At 60.2% G+C, this 18,744-nt stretch carries 18 protein-coding genes; 4 read left to right on the forward strand and 14 right to left on the reverse strand.

Annotated elements, in window-relative coordinates; genetic code table 11:
- Positions 1-82: 82 nt before the first annotated feature.
- From ACVHNU_RS26235 to ACVHNU_RS26290, 12 genes are all read right to left on the reverse strand, one after another.
- Positions 83-712, reverse strand: a complete 630-nt coding sequence (locus ACVHNU_RS26235) for a class I SAM-dependent methyltransferase (protein ID WP_103485219.1) — start codon at positions 710-712, stop codon at positions 83-85.
- A 158-nt stretch (positions 713-870) separates the two neighbouring features.
- The gene (locus ACVHNU_RS26240) at positions 871-1,515 is read right to left on the reverse strand and encodes a methionine ABC transporter permease (RefSeq protein WP_027611182.1); all 645 of its coding nucleotides are present in this window, start codon (positions 1,513-1,515) and stop codon (positions 871-873) included.
- Positions 1,505-2,626, reverse strand: a complete 1,122-nt coding sequence (locus ACVHNU_RS26245) for a methionine ABC transporter ATP-binding protein (protein ID WP_473018580.1) — start codon at positions 2,624-2,626, stop codon at positions 1,505-1,507. The genes ACVHNU_RS26240 and ACVHNU_RS26245 overlap by 11 nt, the downstream gene beginning before the upstream one ends.
- A 2-nt stretch (positions 2,627-2,628) precedes the next feature.
- Complete coding sequence (locus ACVHNU_RS26250; RefSeq protein ID WP_473018581.1) at positions 2,629-3,438, reverse strand: MetQ/NlpA family ABC transporter substrate-binding protein; 810 nt, start codon at positions 3,436-3,438, stop codon at positions 2,629-2,631.
- A 126-nt stretch (positions 3,439-3,564) separates the two neighbouring features.
- Positions 3,565-4,917 carry an LLM class flavin-dependent oxidoreductase gene (locus ACVHNU_RS26255; RefSeq protein ID WP_473018582.1) on the reverse strand — a complete coding sequence of 451 codons (1,353 nt, stop codon included), beginning with the start codon at positions 4,915-4,917 and terminating at the stop codon, positions 3,565-3,567.
- Positions 4,917-6,110: an SfnB family sulfur acquisition oxidoreductase gene (locus ACVHNU_RS26260; protein ID WP_103521963.1), complete on the reverse strand. Its 1,194-nt coding sequence runs from the start codon at positions 6,108-6,110 to the stop codon at positions 4,917-4,919. The genes ACVHNU_RS26255 and ACVHNU_RS26260 overlap by 1 nt, the downstream gene beginning before the upstream one ends.
- A 37-nt stretch (positions 6,111-6,147) precedes the next feature.
- On the reverse strand, positions 6,148-7,389 hold the full coding sequence (locus ACVHNU_RS26265; RefSeq protein WP_473018583.1) for an SfnB family sulfur acquisition oxidoreductase: 1,242 nt from the start codon (positions 7,387-7,389) through the stop codon (positions 6,148-6,150).
- Between the two features lie 399 nt (positions 7,390-7,788).
- The gene (locus tag ACVHNU_RS26270; RefSeq protein ID WP_003220605.1) at positions 7,789-8,559 is read right to left on the reverse strand and encodes a hypothetical protein; all 771 of its coding nucleotides are present in this window, start codon (positions 8,557-8,559) and stop codon (positions 7,789-7,791) included.
- A 472-nt stretch (positions 8,560-9,031) separates the two neighbouring features.
- Positions 9,032-9,781, reverse strand: coding sequence for an L-cystine ABC transporter ATP-binding protein TcyN (gene tcyN / locus ACVHNU_RS26275; RefSeq protein ID WP_003220606.1), 750 nt, complete (start codon positions 9,779-9,781; stop codon positions 9,032-9,034).
- 4 nt (positions 9,782-9,785) lie between these two features.
- On the reverse strand, positions 9,786-10,451 hold the full coding sequence (gene tcyL, locus ACVHNU_RS26280; RefSeq protein WP_226499778.1) for a cystine ABC transporter permease: 666 nt from the start codon (positions 10,449-10,451) through the stop codon (positions 9,786-9,788).
- Positions 10,451-11,251, reverse strand: coding sequence for a cystine ABC transporter substrate-binding protein (gene tcyJ / locus ACVHNU_RS26285; RefSeq protein WP_123585657.1), 801 nt, complete (start codon positions 11,249-11,251; stop codon positions 10,451-10,453). The genes tcyL and tcyJ overlap by 1 nt, the downstream gene beginning before the upstream one ends.
- A gap of 342 nt (positions 11,252-11,593) precedes the next feature.
- Positions 11,594-12,592 (reverse strand): D-cysteine desulfhydrase, encoded by a 999-nt coding sequence (locus tag ACVHNU_RS26290; protein ID WP_103485322.1) that lies wholly within the window; start codon positions 12,590-12,592, stop codon positions 11,594-11,596.
- Between the two features lie 190 nt (positions 12,593-12,782).
- Between ACVHNU_RS26290 and epsC the strand changes: the two genes are divergently transcribed.
- Together epsC and betT are read left to right on the forward strand one after the other, a co-directional pair.
- Positions 12,783-13,709 (forward strand): serine O-acetyltransferase EpsC, encoded by a 927-nt coding sequence (epsC, locus tag ACVHNU_RS26295; protein WP_003220610.1) that lies wholly within the window; start codon positions 12,783-12,785, stop codon positions 13,707-13,709.
- 423 nt (positions 13,710-14,132) lie between these two features.
- A complete protein-coding gene (gene betT / locus ACVHNU_RS26300) occupies positions 14,133-16,094 on the forward strand; it encodes a choline transporter BetT (protein ID WP_262143499.1) in 1,962 nt (653 codons plus the stop codon).
- A gap of 24 nt (positions 16,095-16,118) precedes the next feature.
- Here the strand turns inward: betT and ACVHNU_RS26305 are convergent, their stop codons facing one another.
- Positions 16,119-16,379, reverse strand: a complete 261-nt coding sequence (locus tag ACVHNU_RS26305; RefSeq protein WP_003220613.1) for a hypothetical protein — start codon at positions 16,377-16,379, stop codon at positions 16,119-16,121.
- A 401-nt stretch (positions 16,380-16,780) separates the two neighbouring features.
- On the opposite strand from ACVHNU_RS26305, the gene ACVHNU_RS26310 reads away from it, so the two are divergent.
- Together ACVHNU_RS26310 and ACVHNU_RS26315 are read left to right on the forward strand one after the other, a co-directional pair.
- Positions 16,781-16,963, forward strand: a complete 183-nt coding sequence (locus tag ACVHNU_RS26310) for a type II toxin-antitoxin system HicA family toxin (RefSeq protein WP_003220615.1) — start codon at positions 16,781-16,783, stop codon at positions 16,961-16,963.
- Entirely contained in the window at positions 16,960-17,424 is a 465-nt protein-coding gene (locus ACVHNU_RS26315; RefSeq protein ID WP_027611195.1) for a type II toxin-antitoxin system HicB family antitoxin, read from the forward strand. Before ACVHNU_RS26310 ends, ACVHNU_RS26315 begins: the two co-directional genes overlap by 4 nt.
- A 101-nt stretch (positions 17,425-17,525) precedes the next feature.
- Here the strand turns inward: ACVHNU_RS26315 and ACVHNU_RS26320 are convergent, their stop codons facing one another.
- Complete coding sequence (locus ACVHNU_RS26320) at positions 17,526-18,563, reverse strand: LacI family DNA-binding transcriptional regulator (RefSeq protein ID WP_473018584.1); 1,038 nt, start codon at positions 18,561-18,563, stop codon at positions 17,526-17,528.
- Between the last annotated feature and the right edge of the window lie 181 nt (positions 18,564-18,744).

Here is an 18,744-nt window from a genome sequence, read left to right on the forward strand (position 1 = left end):
CTCATCGCGAGCAGGCTCACTCCTACAGGGGAGCGTATTCCAACTGTGGGTGCGGGCTTGCTCGCGAAGGCGTCAGAACTGACTACGCAGATTTACGCCAGACACTGGCCAGCCAAGGCTGCTGCTCGCGCGGCAACCCCGCGGGCCGGTAGTAATGCTCAAGCTCGACAAACCCCGCTGCCGTCAGCAACCCGCGCCACGCCTCCAGGTCGTGATATGAGCCATAACGCGGCCCGTTCCAGCCCTCACGGTTATCCCCGCGCGGATTGGAACTGAACAACACCCCGCCCGGTTTCAACGTGCCATGCAGCTGCTTGAGCACTCGCGGCAACTCCTGCAACGGCACATGAAACAGCACCGCATTGGCGAAGATCCCGTCGAAGCGCTCAGCCGGCAGATCGAGTTTCAGAAAGTCCTGACACCACACTTCACAGCCACTGTCTGCCCGTGCCATTTGCGCGAATTGCTCTGCACCGTCGAGGCCGACCGCAACGTGGCCCATGCGGGTGAACGTGCGCAAGTCACGCCCCGGCCCACAGCCGAAATCGAGAATGGAGAACGGCGCCGTGCCCTGGATATGGCGAAGCAAGGCGTCGATGTTCTGGCTGACATCGTGATCGCGGGTGCCTTCGCGGAAGTCTTCGGCCACCGAGTTGTAGTGGCCGAGGGTGGTGGCGGTGATCTGTTCCAGATCGGTGGGGGTTTGCTTCATGGTCGAGGGCTGCGCGGCAGTTGGGATTCGCCGAATATACGCCAACCAGCGGGGCCGCTGCGCAGCTCATCGCGAGCAGGCTCACTCCTACATTTGAAATGCGTTCCCCTGTAGGAGTGAGCCTGCTCGCGATAGCGGTTTCAGAGGTGCGGCATGACTTAACGCTTGTTCAGGCCCCGCGCCAGACGATCCCCACCCAACTGAATCACCGCCACCAACGCCACCAGCAACACAATCACTGTCAACATGATCTGGCTGTCAAAGCGCTGATAGCCGTAGCGATAAGCGATGTCGCCCAGCCCCCCGGCACCAATCGCCCCGGCCATGGCCGACGAGTTGATCATCGTCACCAGCGTAATCGTGAACCCGCCAACAATCCCCGGCAGCGCTTCAGGCAACAGCACATGCCAGACGATGTGCCAGCGTCGGCAGCCCATGGCCTGCGCTGCCTCGATCAAACCGTGATCGACCTCACGCAAACTCACTTCGGCAATCCGCGCAAAGAACGGCGTCGCGGCAATCGTCAGCGGCACCACCGCCGCCCACACACCGTACGTGGTGCCGACAATCAGCCGGGTGAACGGAATCAGCGCGACCATCAGAATCAGAAACGGGATCGAGCGGAACAGGTTGACGAACGCGCCCAACGCCCGGTTGAGCAGCGGCGCCTGGTAGATCCCGCCCTTGTCGCTGGTGACCAGAATCACCGCCATCGGGATCCCCACCAGCAAGGCGATCAGCGACGACACGCCGACCATCAGGAAGGTGTCGATGAAACCCTGGAGCAAACGATCAAACCACATAACCCGATACCTCCACCCGTTGTGCCCACTGCGCGGCGCGCTCGCGCAATTGTTCGGCGCTCAAGGTCGAGCCGCTGACCGCCAACAACAGTTGTCCCAGCGCGTGCCCCTGAATCCGTTCGACGCCGCCCTGCAGCAACTTCACCCGACCACCGAGGGCGGCGAACAGGGCTGCCAGATCCGGCTCGTCGCCGGCACTGCCAGTGAACTGCAAACGCAGCACCACCGCTGCGCCCGGGGAGGGCGGCTGGGCATGCAGACGGCTTTGCAGTTCTTCCGGCAAGGCGTGTTGCAGCGGCGCGAGCAAGGTCTGGCTGACCTCGTGCTGCGGATTGCCGAACACCTCCCAGACGGGGCCCTGCTCGACGATCCGTCCGTGTTCCAGTACCACCACGCGGTCGCAGATTTCGCGGATCACCGCCATTTCGTGCGTGATCAAAACAATCGTCAGGCCCAGGCGCTGATTGATCTCGCGCAGCAGGCCGAGGATCGACTGAGTGGTCTCGGGATCAAGCGCCGAAGTGGCTTCGTCGCAGAGCAGAATGTCCGGGTCATGCACCAATGCGCGGGCGATGCCGACACGCTGTTTCTGCCCACCGGAAAGCTGCGCCGGGTAGGCCTTGTGCTTGGCTTGCAGGCCGACCAGTTCGAGCAGTTCACGGACCTTTTTTTCCCGCTGTTCCTTCGGCACGCCCGCGACTTTCAGCGGCAGTTCGACGTTCTGCCACACGGTCTTGGCCGACATCAGGTTGAAGTGCTGGAAGATCATGCCGATCCGTCGGCGCAGGGCGACCAGACGGTCTTCGTCGAACTCGCCGATGTCGACCTGATCGATCAGCACCCGCCCTGAAGTCGGTTGCTCCAGACGATTGATCGTGCGGATCAGCGACGACTTGCCGGCGCCGCTGCGACCGATGATGCCGAACACCTCGCCGCGCTGGATCGCCAGATCGATGCCTTGCAGGGCCGCGACCGGGCCTTGCCGCCCCTCGTAGGTTTTACCCAGGCCGATGAAGCGCACGTGGGCGCGATTCAGCTCGGGATGCAGTTCGGTTTTTTCAGCATTTTTGGGCTCTGGAATATCCAGTCGCCGTTGGATCGCGGCCGTCATGCTCAGCTTTCCCAACCGGCCTGATACAGCTTGCCGTGAGCCTTATCCAGCGCGGCGCGAACAACCGGCGAGTGCTGATAGATGTCGACGAATTTGATCAGGCGCGGGTCGTTCTTGCTCTTGGGCTGGATCACGAACTGGATCACGTATTCCTTGTGGTCGAGACCGTCGAACAGCAACGCGGAGCCGGCGTCAAAAGTCTTCGCCAGACGGATGTAGGCCGGGTAGCCCTGGACCAGATCGGCGTCATCGTAGGCGCGCACCAGTTGCACGGCTTCGACTTGCAGGATCTTGATCTTCTTCGGGTTGGCAACGATGTCGTCTTCGGTGGCCTTGTAGCCGACCCCCGGTTTCAGGGTGATCAGACCGGCCTTGGCCAGCAGTTGCAGACCGCGACCGCTGTTGATCGGGTCGTTGGCGATGGCGACGCTGGCGCCTTCAGGCAACTCGTCGAAGCTTTTGTATTTTTTCGAATAGAGGCCGACGTTGTTGATGATCCCCGGGGCGAACGGCACCAGGTCAAAACCGGCGGCAGCCTTGGCATTTTCGAGGAACGGGATGTGCTGGAAGTAGTTCACGTCGATGTCGCCAGCGGCGAGGCTGACGTTCGGTGCGATCCAGTCGGTGAACTCCACCAGCTCGACTTTCAGGCCTTGTTTGGAGGCCTCTTCGACGGCGGCTTCCAGGGGAATCGCGAAGGCGGCGGTGGTGCCGATTTTCAATGGGGCGTCGGCAGCGAATACTGCCGAGCTGAACAGGCCGAAGGCCAGGGCCAGTGCTTTGACTGGGTGGGACAGGAATTTCTGGGTCATGGTGTGGTTTCCAGTCAGTGCATGAATTTTGTGGTGTCTGGTCGGGCCTCATCGCTGGCAAGCCAGCTCCCACAGGTTTTGTGAACGCCACAGACCCTTGTGGGAGCTGGCTTGCCAGCGATGCTTTTAGCGGCGGTACGAAGAGCCGGTGTGTTGCTCAGGTAAATGCGCCTCACCGTGGAACAACTTCTCGCGCAAGCTGCCGTTGTCATACGCGGTCTTGTACGACCCGCGCCGTTGCAGCTCCGGAATCACCAGCTCAATGAAATCGACATAGCTTTCCGGGGTCACGATGCGCGTCAGGTTGAAGCCGTCGAGGCCGGTTTCAGCGATCCACGATTCCAGTTCATCCGCCACTTGCTCAGGCGAGCCGACCACGGTGATGTAGCGGCCACCGAGGGCGTGCTGCTCGAGCAATTTGCGCCGGGTCCAGTCGTTGTTCTGCAGGTTCTTGGTCGCGGACTGGATGGCATTGCTCTTGACGTACTGGATCGGTTCGTCGATTTCGTATTGGGAAAAGTCGATGCCGGTGGAGGCTGAGAAATGCGCGACGCCGGCCTCGGCGCTGGAATAACTCAGGTACTCGGCGTGCTTGGCCCACGCGGCTTCTTCGGTCGCGCCGACGATCACGTTGAGGCCCATGAACACCTTGATGTCCTCGGGATTGCGTCCGGCTTCGACGGCGCTGGCGCGGACCTTGTCCACCTGCACTTTGGTCGACGGCTTGTTCTGGCCGCTGATGAACACGCACTCGGCGTGACGCCCGGCGAACAGCAATCCACGATCGGAACTGCCTGCCTGGAACAGCACGGGTGTGCGCTGCGGCGACGGCTCGCAGAGGTGATAACCCTCGACCTGATAGAACTCGCCGTGGTGTTCGACCTTGTGCACCTTCTCCGGCTGCGCATAGATGCGCTGCTCACGGTCATTAAGCACCGCGCCGTTTTCCCAACTGCCTTCCCAGAGTTTGTAGAGCACTTCGAGGTATTCGTCGGCCTGATCGTAACGCCGGTCATGCTCGACCTGTTCGCGCAGGCCCATGGCCTTGGCGGCGCTGTCGAGGTAACCGGTGACGATGTTCCAGCCGACCCTCCCACGACTCAGATGATCGAGCGACGACATGCGACGAGCGAACAGATAGGGCGGTTCATACGTGAGGTTGGCGGTCAGGCCGAAGCCGAGGTTTTTCGTCACGGCGGCCATCGCCGAGACCAGCAGCAGCGGGTCGTTGACCGGCAACTGGATCGACTCTTTCAGCGTGACGTCCACCGAGTTCTGGTAGACGTCGTACACACCGACGATGTCGGCGATGAACAGCCCGTCGAACAAACCGCGCTCCAGCAACTGCGCCAGTTCGGTCCAGTATTCAATGGTGTTGTAGCGCGTCGAGGTGTCGCGTGGATGCGTCCACAACCCGTGGTTGATGTGGCCGATGCAGTTCATGTTGAACGCGTTGAGCAGGATCTTTTTCTTGCTCATCAGATAGTGCCCCGCAGTGGCGGTTTTTCATCGTTGAGGTAGTAATTGCCCACCGCGTGATACTTCCAGCGCACCGGGTCGTGCAGGGTGTGCACCCGGGCGTTGCGCCAGTGGCGGTCGAGGCCGTGTTCGATCAGGGTCGCCTGACTGCCGGCCAGTTCGAACAGGGTGCTGCCGGCGGCCAGGGAGATTTCAGTGCTGATCGCCCGTGCTTCGGCGACGGCAATCGATGCGGCGGCGACGGTTTCGGCGTTGGTCTCGGCCTGGGCCTTGTCGAGGAATTCGCCGGAGCGCTCAAGCAGTGCTTCGGTGGCGTGCAGACGAATGCTCAAGTGGCCGAAACTCTTCAGGGTCAGCGGGTCTTCGGTGGCCTTGTCGTTGCCGGAGTCGATCCATGGCCGGGTCTTGCTGCGCACGAAGTGCAGGGCATCTTCGTAAGCGGCGCGAGCAATGCCGGTGTCGATGGCAGCGTGAAGAATCTGCGCCAGCGGGCCGACCGTGGTCGGGCGCTCGAAAGCACTCTGGAACGGGATCACGTCCTCGGCAGCGACATAGACGTCTTCGAACACCACCGAACCGCTGCCGGTGGTGCGCTGGCCGAAGCCGCTCCAGTCGTCGATCACTGTCAGGCCTTGGCTGTCACGCGGGACGAAGGCCAGTTGCTGCACGCCGTTTTCATCGACGACGGAAGTCGGGATGCGCTGCGCGTAGATCGCGCCGGTCGCATAAAACTTGCGCCCGTTGATGCGATAGCCGTCGCCGTCACGCTTGAGGCTGGTGACGCGGTCGTGAGCGGTTTTGGTGCCCAGTTCCGCCAGGGCGTTGCCGAAACGTTGACCGGCCAGCACCTCGGCGTACAGCCGCTGTTTCTGCTCGTGGCTGCCGTTAACGCGCAGCACTTCGAGGGCGTAGAAATGGTTCTGCGGAATCTGTCCGAGGGAGCCGTCGGCCTGAGCGATCAGGGCGATGACTTTGGCCAGGGTCACGTTGGACACACCGGCGCCGCCGTATTCCTTGGGCACGCTGATGCCCCAGAGGCCGGAGCGGGAAAACACGTCGAGTTCCGGCAGTGGCAGGCGGCGTTCACGGTCGCGCACGGCACTGTCGCGTTTGAAATCTTCGGCCAGGTCGCTGGCGACAATCAGGGCTTGCTCATCGCTGGTGATGACCGCGACGTGATGAGAATAAGTCATGTGTTTCTCCAGAGATCTGGTCAAAAGTGTGCGGTCGTTAAATCCAGGAATGGCGAGCCGGCAAAGTACCGTTCAGGCGATAGGCGCCGACCGCGTGATATTTCCAGCGCACCGGGTCGTGGAGGGTGTGCACCCGGGCGTTGCGCCAGTGGCGATCAAGGTTGAATTCGGCGAGGGTCGCGCGGCTGCCGGCCAGCTCGAAAAGCTTCTCGCTGGCGAGCAAGGAAATCTCGGTGGTCAGCACTTTGGCCTCGGCCACCGCAATCGAGGCGCGGGCGGCTGATTCGGCGGTCAGCGGCGCGGCATGGACTTGGTCGAGCACTTTGCCGGCCTTGCGCAGCAGCGCTTCGGCGGCGTGAAGTTCGATTTTCAGTTTGCCAATGTCGGCGATCACGTAGAGGTCGTCGCTGGCGCGGTCGACCTTGGCGTCGATCCATGGCCGCGCGCGGGTTTTGACGAATTCGATGGCGTCGTCGATGGCGCCACGGGCGATGCCGGCATCGATGGCCGCCTGAATCAGCTGCGACACGGCGCCTTGGGTATTCGGCTTCTCGTTGATCTTCCAGTTGTCGACCACCAGGCTCGACTCGACCCGCACGTTGTTCAGCAGAATCGTGCCGCTGGCGGTGGTGCGCTGACCGAAGCCCGACCAGTCATCAACGATGCGCAGACCCGGGGTGCCACGGCGGACGAAGGCCAGCACTTGCTTGCCGTCGTCATTGAGCGCCTTGACCGCCACCCAGTGCGCGAACAGCGCGCCGGTGGAGTAGAACTTCTGGCCGTTGATCACGTAGTCATCGCCGTCGGCGGTGATGCGGGCTTTCAGTTCCAGAGTATTTTTGGTGCCGCGCTCAGGGCCGGCATTGCCGATGCGCCAGCCTTCCAGAACACTCTGGAACAGCTGCTTTTTCTGCGCCTCGGTGGCGCTGCCGAGTACCAGGTTGATGATGCCGAACTGGTTCTGCGGGATCTGTCCCAGCGCCGGGTCGGCTGCGGAAATGATCGCGAATACCTCGGCCAGGGTCACGAATGAAACTTGTGGGCCACCGTATTCGCGCGGGATCGCAATGCTGCCCAGACCGCTGCGGGTGAACTGTTCGATTTCCGACCATGGCAGCTTGCGCTGGCGGTCGCGCTTGGCGGCCTGCACACGGGCAACCTGCGCCAGTTCGTGGGCAGCCTTGATGGCTTGGGCGTCGTTGCGCAAGACCTGCGCGGGCAACAACAGTGGGGCGATGTCCAGATCAGACTGGACGTTTGCATCGGCCAGACTGGACATCAATGCCGCTCCTTGGCTGCACGCAATGCCCTGGCGATCTGCACTGGGGTGATTGTGTTCCGGACCATACTACCTACCTCACATCTCATGAAAAACGCCGCAAAAGTGCGGCGAACGAAAGAATGTCCGGTGGTCCGGTTCATATACCCTAAGCGTGTATAAATATTAAATAAACTAACTTTTAGGAATATGTATAGAAGGGGTGGTGGTCGGGTTGGTTAACAACTTTGTTTCGGTGACTGGAGTCTGTGGCAAGGACGCTTGTCGAATCCTCGCACCGTCCCGTTCGGCTGCGCAGCAGTCGCGAAACCTGATCCCACCTTTCATTTGAATGAACGCGGTGCGCAGGTCTGGGGGCGCTTCGCACCCCAGCGGGAGCAAGCTCCCTCGCCACAAGGTTCAGCGTTCTTCTTGGCGCGATTCAGCGGCCTTCAGCTCCTGGCGCAGCGGCACCTTCAGATAAGGGTTCACACAGCCGATCTTCAGCGTTCGAGGCGGTGCCCAGCGCGAGTTGTTGCCCACCCAGTCGAGGACGCAATAGGTCACATCCAGGCGCAGATCCTCACCTCCCTCGACGATCACCGCCGGTGGCACCCAGACCTGGATCGGCAGACCGATATCGGCGGCGGTGATCGGTGCCAGGTCCATTCGCACGTCGCCCCAGCGCAAGGTGATTGCGTCATCCTCGGCCATGTTCAGGTAGGGTTCGATGGTCAGGGGCACACCGCGTTTGATCTGATTGGGGTTCACGCCCTGACGGCGGATGGTGTCGGGAAACGTGACTGGCGCGAGTTGCTGATTTTCATCACCGCACAACGGCGAAGGCTGGCCGCCGGGGCAGTCGAGCTTGACCTGCACCCGGGTTGCCGCCGACAGCGCCGGTCCCTGGCCGATCTGCATCACCCGATAATGAATCCGCGCGGTGCCACTGGCGATGAAACTCTCCGGCACCCGCAGGCTGACCGTTGCGCCAAGATCTTCACTGGTCAGGACCCGCGAGGCGACGTAACAGTTGTTCCAGAACAGTTCGATCAGATCGCCGACGTCCATGCCGGGGTAGGGCATGACATCAATCAGCAAGTGCGCGGCAGCGGCCAGGTTGATGGCGTTTTTCTGCGCGGATGCGAGGTTCGGCGCTGCCAGTTCGGGGGTAGGCGAAGTGCGGGTCATCGGGTTCTCTCCTTGAAGTCTTGCGGCGAAGTCCGTTTCTTGAAAAAACAAAAGGCGTGATGAATCGGTAATGCAGCCATGAACTTTTATTCGGGCTGAGAACGGATTGATTCAACTAATGGGTGCCGGTTGGCGACTAGATAAGAGCGTGCGGGAAAGAGTGTCAATAGAGCGCCTTAGTTAATCCATGAATTACGGATTAATCAGAAGCTTCCTACGCTGATGAGGCATGCTGCCTAGCGTTGATTGCGAATGGAACTACGGTTTTTCGCGAGTTTTTGCGATTTTTGTGCGGGCTCATCCAGATCATTTCACAGGCAAACAAGCGCGCATCAGATTACTTGTATCTGTTGCAGAACATATATGAATTGTTTTGACAGGTTTAAGGCTGGAGCGGTTTAGATGTTTTTTTCAAATCGGGGGAAGTATAACTTCCATCCATGGAAGTTAATGATGCAAAACAATGATGTTCTCAGGCGTGATTCAGAAACTTGCTGAGAAACTGTTGGGTGCGCTCTTCTTTCGGGTTGGCAAACAACGCCTTGGCTTCGCCTTGCTCGACGATCACACCCTTGTCGAAAAACACCACACGGTTGGCCACGTCGCGGGCGAAACCCATTTCGTGGGTGACGATGACCATGGTGCGTTTTTCTTCAGCGAGACCGCGAATGGTCGCCAGCACTTCGCCCACCAGTTCCGGGTCGAGGGCCGAGGTCGGCTCGTCGAACAGGATCACTTCCGGCTCCATCGCCAGCGCCCGGGCAATCGCCACGCGCTGTTGCTGACCGCCGGACAGACGACGCGGATACGCATCTTCCTTGCCGGCCAGACCGACCTTGGCCAGCAGCTTCATGCCCAGGGCAACGGCTTGCTCGCGCGGCATCTTCTTGACCACGATCGGCCCTTCGATGACGTTTTCCAGTGCGGTGCGGTGGGGGAACAGGTTGAAGTTCTGGAACACGAAACCCACGTGCTGGCGCAGGTTGCGCACCAGACTCTGCTGCTGGCTCAGCGGGCGGCTGGTATCGATTTCGATATCGCCGACCTTGATCCGGCCGCTGGTGGGTTGTTCAAGGAAGTTCAGGCAGCGCAGGAACGTGGTTTTACCCGAACCGCTGGGGCCGATGATGGCCACGACCTCGCCTTCCTTCACCTCAAGATCGATGCCTTTGAGCACCTCTTGACCCTTGAACTGCTTTGTCAGTTTTTCCACGACAATCATGGGGTCAGGACTCCTGGTCGTGCCGATTGACCCGCTCTTCCAGCTTGTTCTGCAGGTGCGACAGCACCGAGGCGAGAATCCAGTAAAGCAGTGCGGCACTAAGGTACATGGTGAAAATTTCGAAGTTACGGGCGCTGATCAACTGCGCTTGACGTAACAACTCCGGCACTTGAATGGTGGCAGCCTGTGCCGTGTCCTTGACCAGTGAAATGAAGCTGTTGCCCAACGCCGGCAATGCCGTACGCATCGCCTGCGGCAGGATGGCCCGACGCAGGGTTTGCGCGCGAGTCATGCCAATGCTCGCAGCGGCTTCCCACTGACCACGTTCAATCGAACTGATCGAAGAGCGCAGGATTTCACAGATGTAGGCCGCCATGTTCAGCGAAAGGCCGATCAGGGCAGCCGGTATCGGATCGAGTTCCACTCCCACTTGTGGCAAGCCGTAATAGATCACGAACAGTTGTACCAGCAACGGTGTGCCGCGGAAAAACGACACGTAGATGCGGGCAATCCAGTTCAACAGCTTAAAGCGTGACAGGCGCATCAACGCCAGGCCGAAGCCCAGCAGGAAGCCGAAGAACATGCCACCCAGGCTGAGGATGACGGTGAAGTACATGCCCTTGAACAAAAAGGGCAGGGCCTCCCGTACGATTTGGAAAGTTTCTTCCATTATTTGGTGACGTCAGCGCTGAAGTACTTTTCCGAAAGCTTGGCCAGCGTGCCGTCGGCTCGCAGCTTTTCGATAGCCTTGTTCACAGCAGCAAGCAATTCAGGCTCGCCTTTGCGCAGGGCGACGCCGGCTTCCTGGCGAGAGAACGGTTCGCCTGCGGCAGTGGTGTCCTTGGCTTTGCGGGCGTATTCCAGTGCGGCCAGACGGTCGATCAGGATGGCGTCGATACGGCCGACACGCAGGTCCTGGAACTTGGTCGGATCATCTTCATAGGTGCGCACGTCAGCGGTTGGCACGTTAGCCTTGACCCACTGTTCGTAGTTGGTGCCCAGGCCTACGCCGACTTTTTTGCCGCCCAGGTCGGCAGCGGTCTTGATGTTCAGGTCGGCGGCTTTTTTGGTCAGCACCAGCGCTTGGATTCCGGAGATGGTGTAGGGCTCGGAGAAGTCGTATTTCTTCTTGCGCTCTTCGGAGATGGTCACCTGGTTGATGACTGCGTCCAGACGTTTGGATTCCAGTGCGGCGAGGATGCCGTCCCATTTAGTCGGCTGCAATTTGACCTTGACGCCCAGTTCTTTGGCCAGCGCTTCGGAGAACTCGACTTCGAAACCGGACAGCTTGCCGTTCTCGTCAACAAAACTGAACGGTGGGTAAGTGCCTTCCAGGCCGACGTTGATAACGCCTTTGTCCTTGATCTGTTGCAGTTGCTCACCGGCGGTTGCCTGACCGATCAGGCCGGCGCTCAGTGCAAGGCCCAGCGAACCTACCAGCAGATTGCGACGTAGTGCGGAAAAATTCATGACAAGCCCCTGTGTTTTCTTATGGAAGACGCTTAAGGAAAGTTGGCGAATTCGGGATTTGAGCGACTGCGTTATCGTGCCCTAAAGCAGCTTATGCGTCTTGCCCGAAATTCGCCTGCGGCGAGACTATAAGATGTTTGCTTTAGACTTGAAAATACTTAATATCTAATTTGATATTCATATATGGAATATGCGGAGTTTACCTGTGGCGAGGGAGCTTGCTCCCGCCCGACTGCGCAGCAGTCGCAATACCTTCCGCCAGTGTTCAACTGAAAATGGGGAAGCAAGTTTGGGGGCGCTGCGCGCCCCAGCGGGAGCAAGCTCCCTCGCCACAAAGGCGCTTCAACCGCTCAAAGCGTCCTTGTAGGCAAACAACGCCGGCGCCCCACCGGTGTGCAGGAAGATGATCGGGCCATCGTCGAAACGCTGGCGGCCGATCCCGTCGAGCAACCCGGCCATGGCCTTGCCGGTGTACACCGGGTCGAGCAGCACCGCGTCCTGACTGGCCAACAGTTTCACCGCCGCCAGTGTCCCGGCATTCGGCTCGCCGTAACGCGGGCCGAAGTATTCGTCCCACAACTCGACCTTGAAGCTCTCCGGCAATTTCACGCCCAGCAGGTCTGCCGTGCGTTCGGCCAGACCCTGCACTTTTGGTCGCTGATCTTCCTCAGTGCGCGATACGGTCACGCCGATCACTGGCAATTTCGGCAGTGCTTCGCTCAAGGCCAATGCCAGACCGCTGTGGGTTCCGGCGCTGCCCGAGGCCAGCACCACGGCGGCGAAATCGAGGCCGGTGTCCTTGATCTGCTCGGCCAGTTCCAGACCGGCACGCACGTAGCCCAATGCACCGAGAGCATTCGAGCCACCGATCGGCACCAGATACGGCTTCTTGCCATTGCTGCGCAGGCGCACGGCGAGGGCGGCGAGTTGTTCGTCGGCGTTGTCGAGGTTGTCCACCAGCTCGACCTTGGTGTCGAACAGATCCAGCAGCAGGCGGTTGCCGTTGCCGGTGTAGTTGCTGTCGTCGGTGCCCAGCGGATTTTCCAGCAGCGCCACGCACCCCAGGCCGAGTTTGGCCGCCAGCGCAGCGGTCTGGCGCACGTGATTCGATTGCAGGGCGCCAGCGGTGATCAGCGTGTCGGCGCCCTGGGCGAGGGCATCGGCGGCGAGGTATTCGAGTTTGCGCAGCTTGTTGCCGCCCATGGCCAGCGGCGTCAGGTCATCGCGTTTGATGTACACCTCGCGGCCCAGCCAGGCGGACAGACGTTCAAGTTTTTCCAGCGGCGTGGGTTGGCCGAGCAGGTCGAGACGGTTAAAGCGATCCAGCTGTTGTTTGATCATGAGCCCGTACTGGCGGAGAAAGATGACAGGACTATAGGCACGCCGATTTACCGGGGCAACCGTGGATCGCTTATAGCCAAATGTGCTTAGCCCAGCACTATCGGTTCTTAATTCGCCTTCGTTGGCATGCCGTAAAGTAGTCGCCGTTGACGCGGCCCGACCGTCCGGCCGCCCGTGAGGAGTCTTTACCGTGAGCGAGCGTTCCAGCCATTGGCAATTGCAGACCATCGTCAGCCAACTGCGTACCGCGCGGGATCAGTGGCGTACCCAGAATGGCCGGGCCAGCGGCGAGCAGGGTGGCCGTGAGTTACCGTCTCGCGCCGCGATGGCAGAGATTCTCGAGGCGCTGTGTGGCGCGTTGTTCCCGATGCGTCTGGGGCCGGTGGACCTGCGTGAGGAGAGTGAGGACTTCTATGTCGGGCATACCCTCGATGCAGCCCTGAATGCGTTGCTGGGGCAAGCGCGGCTGGAGTTGCGTTATGTCGCCCGGCACAGCGCTCAAGGTGACGCTGACGTCGAAGCTCAGGCGATCCGCATCATCCAGGACTTTGCCTTGGCCTTGCCGGGCCTGCGCAGCCTGCTCGACACCGACGTGCTGGCCGCCTATCACGGTGATCCGGCGGCGCGCAGCGTCGATGAAGTGCTGCTCTGCTATCCGGGGATTCTGGCGGTGATTCACCATCGTCTGGCGCACCATTTGTATCGCGCCGGGTTGCCGTTGCTGGCGCGGATCAGCGCGGAGATTGCGCACTCGGCCACCGGTATCGATATCCACCCGGGCGCGCAGATCGGCCGCAGTTTCTTCATCGACCACGGCACGGGTGTGGTGATCGGCGAGACCGCGATCATCGGCGAGCGGGTGCGGATCTATCAGGCTGTGACCCTCGGGGCCAAGCGCTTCCCGGCGGATGAAGACGGGCAGTTGCAGAAGGGCCATCCACGGCACCCGATTGTCGAGGACGACGTGGTGATTTATGCCGGGGCGACGATTCTCGGGCGGATCACCATCGGCCAGGGTTCGACCATTGGCGGCAACGTCTGGCTGACGCGCAGCGTGCCGGCGGGGAGCAACTTGACGCAGGCCAATCTGCAGCATGATGACGGCACGCAGAAGTAAGATTCCAGTTCGTTTGTGGCGAGGGAGCTTGCTCCCGCTGGAGGCCGCAGGACTCCCAATTGCGACTGACGCCGGATTGGGACCGCTGCGCAGTCCAGCGGGAGCAAGCTCCCTCGCCACAATTTACCCATCAATTCAGGTTGATGGCATTCAGCCAATTCTCCATTGAACGAATCCCCTCAAACCCGCGTCATACCCCTCCTTGGGCTACTGTAGGAAAACTACCGCCTGGCCCTGCGATTAGTCCTTAGCGCCCTATCCATGTTTAACTTGAACGTTCATTCAAGTTAAACCGGTGGTTCGCTGCCCGCTCACAACAGGAGGCTTGCCTTTGCTGAGTCCGATCATTTCAGCCACGTTTCAACCCCTCGAGGTGCACGTTTCATGAGTGCATCGTCTACCCCCGCCAGCGGTCTGGTCCGCATGAATCCGCCGGTGTTCTACTTCGCCGCGACGGTCATTCTGCTGTTTGGTCTGGTTGTCATCGCCATGCCGGAGCAGGCCGGTGCCTGGCTGCTGCAAGCGCAAAACTGGGCGGCCAACACGGTCGGCTGGTACTACATGCTCGCGATGACGCTGTATCTGGTCTTCGTGGTGGTCACCGCGTTATCGGGCTACGGCAAGATCAAACTCGGTGCCGACCACGACGAACCCGAGTTCAGTTACCTGTCCTGGGCCGGCATGCTGTTTGCCGCCGGGATCAGCATCACGCTGTTTTTCTTTTGTGTCTCTGAACCGCTGACGCACATGCTCCAGCCGCCACAAGGCGAGGCCGGCACGGCGGACGCGGCGCGGCAGGCGATGCAGATTCTGTTTCTGCACTGGGGCCTGCACGGCTGGGGCGTGTTTGCTTTCGTCGGCATGGCGCTGGCCTATTTCGCCTACCGACATAACCTGCCGCTGGCCTTGCGTTCGGCGCTGTATCCGCTGATCGGCAAACGCATCAACGGCCCCATCGGTTATGCGGTGGACGGCTTCGGCATCATCGCCACGGTGTTCGGTCTCGGCGCCGACATGGGCTTCGGTGTGCTGCACCTCAACTCCGGTCTGGACTACCTGTTCGGCATCGCTCACACCCAGTGGATTCAGGTCGGCCTGATCACGCTGATGATGGGCGCGGCGATCATCGTCGCCGTGTCGGGTGTGGATAAAGGTGTGCGGGTGATGTCCGACATCAACATGCTGCTGGCCTGTGCGCTGCTGCTGTTCGTGTTGTTCGCCGGCCCTACCCAGCACCTGCTCAACACCCTGATCCAGAATCTCGGCGATTACCTCGGCGCGCTGCCGATGAAGAGTTTCGACCTCTACGCCTACGACAAGCCAAGCGACTGGCTCGGTGGCTGGACGGTGTTCTACTGGGCCTGGTGGATCGCATGGTCGCCGTTCGTGGGCCTGTTCATCGCACGGATTTCCCGTGGTCGGACCATCCGTGAATTCGTCTTCGGCGTGCTGTTGATTCCGCTCGGCTTCACCCTGGCGTGGATGTCGATCTTCGGCAACAGCGCGATCGATCAGGTGCTCAATCACGGCATGTCGGCGCTGGGTATGTCGGCCATCGACAACCCGTCGATGACCCTCTACCTGCTGCTGGAAACCTACCCGTGGAGCAAGACCGTCATCGCGGTCACGGTGTTCATCAGCTTCGTGTTTTTCGTCACTTCCGCTGATTCCGGCACCGTGGTGCTCTCGACCCTGTCGGCCAAGGGCGGTAACCCGGATGAAGACGGGCCTAAGTGGCTGCGGGTGTTCTGGGGCGCGATGACGGCGCTGATCACCAGTGCGCTGCTGTTCTCCGGCAGTATCGATGCGCTGAAGTCAGCGGTGGTGCTGACCTCGCTGCCGTTCTCGCTGATTCTGTTGCTGATGATGTGGGGGCTGCACAAGGCGTTCTATCTGGAATCGCAGAAGCAGATCGCGCAATTGCATTCGCTGGCACCGGTCTCCGGTTCGCGGCGTGGCAAGGGTGGCTGGCGCCAGCGTCTGAGTCAGGCGGTGCACTTCCCGTCGCGCGACGAGGTGTACCGCTTCATGGACACCACGGTGCGTCCGGCGATCGAAGAAGTGACGGCGGTATTCGTCGAGAAGGGCTTGAACGTGGTCACCCAGCCGGATCCGGCGCACGACAACATCAGCCTGGAAATCGGCCACGGCGAGCAGCATCCATTCATCTATCAGGTGCAGATGCGCGGCTACTTCACGCCGTCGTTCGCCCGGGGTGGCATGGGTTCCAAGCAGCTCAACAACCGCCGCTATTACCGCGCTGAAGTGCACTTGAGCGAGGGCAGTCAGGACTACGATCTGGTCGGCTACACCAAGGAACAGATCATCAACGACATCCTCGACCAGTACGAACGCCACATGCAGTTCCTGCATCTGGTGCGTTGATCGGCAGCTGAGCGCCGGGACGTTTCACGACTCGGCGCTCAGCACCATGAACAACACCATCGCCGCCATCGGCACCCCGAACACTGCACTGCCCACCGCGATTTCCGACCCCAGCGGCTGCCCGGCATGCACCACCCCCACCGCGCCATTGATCACCGTCAACGCCAGCCACAGCGCGGCGAAACTGTAGGCCAGCGTTTGTCGGCTGAAGCCAACGCGCTCGCCGATATAGAGCATCAGGGCGAGCAGGACCAGACCGAAGAAGATGATGATTGCGGTGTGCATAGCGGGTTCTGCCTAGTAGATGAATATCGCCTGATAGACCTTTATCGCGAGCAGGCTCACTCCTACAGTGAACGCATCTGTGCACAAATCCTGTGGCCAACCGCATTCCTTGTAGGAGTGAGCCTGCTCGCGATAGGGCCACCTCGGTGTCATTAAGAGCATAGACAAGTCAGCCCGCATCAATACAAGCCAACCATTCTCGATCAGACACATTTCGCGACGCATTCAAATGTATCTAGACGGCAAGGCCCTTTTTCACTGGCCCGCGCCTGCCGTTGGTCGAACCAATTACCGAGCGTTTGTTCACCCAGCTAATATTTCTCAGAGTGTGTATCGTGTGTATAAATCGGTTGCTTACGCCCTAAAGTGACCAGCTCTTGCTGTCGAACAGGGCGAAGGAAATGCGTAGTCGGGAAATGATCAGGATGATCGAGGAGGATGGTTGGTATCTGGTTGCAGTGAAGGGTAGTCACCATCAGTACAAGCATCCGCGCAAGCTGGGTCGGGTGACGATCAAGCATCCGGATTCAGACCTTCCCAAAGGGACGATCAACAGCATTTTGAAACAGGCGGGGTTGAAATGAAGCCCGTTATTGGAAGTGAAAGTCCTTTTATGGACACGTCAGAGGAAGGATTCACGTTTATGAAATTCCCGGTCGTTTTGCACAAGGATGCCGACTCGGACTACGGAGTGATTGTCCCGGATGTACCGGGGTGCTTCTCCGCAGGTAGCACGGTAGCCGAAGCTTTTGAAAACACTCAGGAGGCTCTGGCCCTGCACTATGAGGGACTGGTGGCTGATGGTGCACCGTTGCCTCGAGTTCAGGACATTGATGCACATCTCGACAACCCGGATTACGCGGGTGGAATCTGGGGTGTTGTCGACTTTGATATCACACCCTATTTCGGCAAGTCGGTACGCTTCAACGCCACGCTACCCGAGCAACTGCTGGAGCGTATTGATCAAACAGTCCGGCGTGATCAACGCTACAGTTCCCGCTCCGGATTTCTGGCCGCAGCTGCGTTACGCGAATTGTCGGCATGACGAACAACCTGTAGGGGCTGCCGCAGGCTGCGATCTTTCGCTTATAAAAAGCCAGAATCAAAGGATCGCAGCCTGCGGCAGCTCCTACCGAGGCATGTGTCTCAGGTGCTCTCGCGCTCGATCACCTTGCACTGCAACAGATTCAGGCGCTGCACCTCATCGCTCGGCAACACCCCAAGACTTTCCAATACCCGCGTTGCCGCCAGCACGCCGATCTCCAGTGCCGGTGGTTTGATCGTGCTCAGGCTCGGCAGGAGCATTTCGGCGAACGGGTAATCGCCGAAGCCGAGCACGGCACAGTCTTCGGGGATCTTCAGGCCGGCGCGTTGCCCGGCGAGCAGGCCGCCGGCGGCGAGGTTGTCGTTGGCGAAGACGATAGCGTCGGGGCGGGGTGAAGCGTTCATCAGTGCTTCCATCGCTTGCTTGCCGGCTTCGAACGGCGCGCGGTCGGCGTCCGGGGCGAACACCCACGGCTGCAGTCCGAACTCGCGCACGGTGGCGGCGTAACCATCGCGGCGTTCCAGTGCGCTGAGGTCGCCGGGGGTACTGTTTTGCACGAAGGCGATGCGGCGATAGCCTTTGCCGTGGAGATATTGTGCAGCCGTGACGCCGACTTCGTAGTGCGAGAAGCCGATCTGCATCGGCTCGCGATCCGGCTGGTAATCCCAGGTCTCGATCACCGGAATGTCTGCCTCGGCGATCATCTTTTCCGTGCCCGAACTGTGGAAGTGGCTGGTCAACACCAGCGCCGCCGGCGACCAGCCGAGAAATGCGCGCACGGCGTTTTCTTCCTGCTCGGTGCTGAAGTAACTCGACGCCAGCAGCAGTTGATAACCGTGGCGGCTGAGGGTGTCGCTGAAGCCCTGGATGGTGTTGGCAAAGATCGGCCCGGAGATGTTCGGAATCACCATGCCGACGATTTTGCCCCGCGCCGAGGCCAGCCCGCCGGCCACCAGGTTCGGCACGTAACCCAACTCGGCGACCACCGCCGCAATCCGCTCGCGGCGCTCCGGCGAGACGGTTTCCGGCTGATTGAAATAGCGCGACACGGTAATCGCCGACACCCCGGCCTCGCGCGCTACCGCATTGAGGGTCACGCGTCCGGCGCCACGGCGTTTGCGGGGCTTTTCCTGGCTCAAGGCTTGATCCTTCTTAAAAACCAAAACGCATATAAAAGTAATTTTTCAGTATTGGACGCTCTATGCCGAGCTTGTCGATACTGGCGATGTTAGCGCTAACAAAGCGCATTGTCTGCTACTCGCTCGAGCGAATGCCCAAGACACCGATTCAGGCGCTGTCGTCGCAGAACGGCAGCGGTTC

Source organism: Pseudomonas sp. Ors-4-3C, from assembly GCF_055755035.1.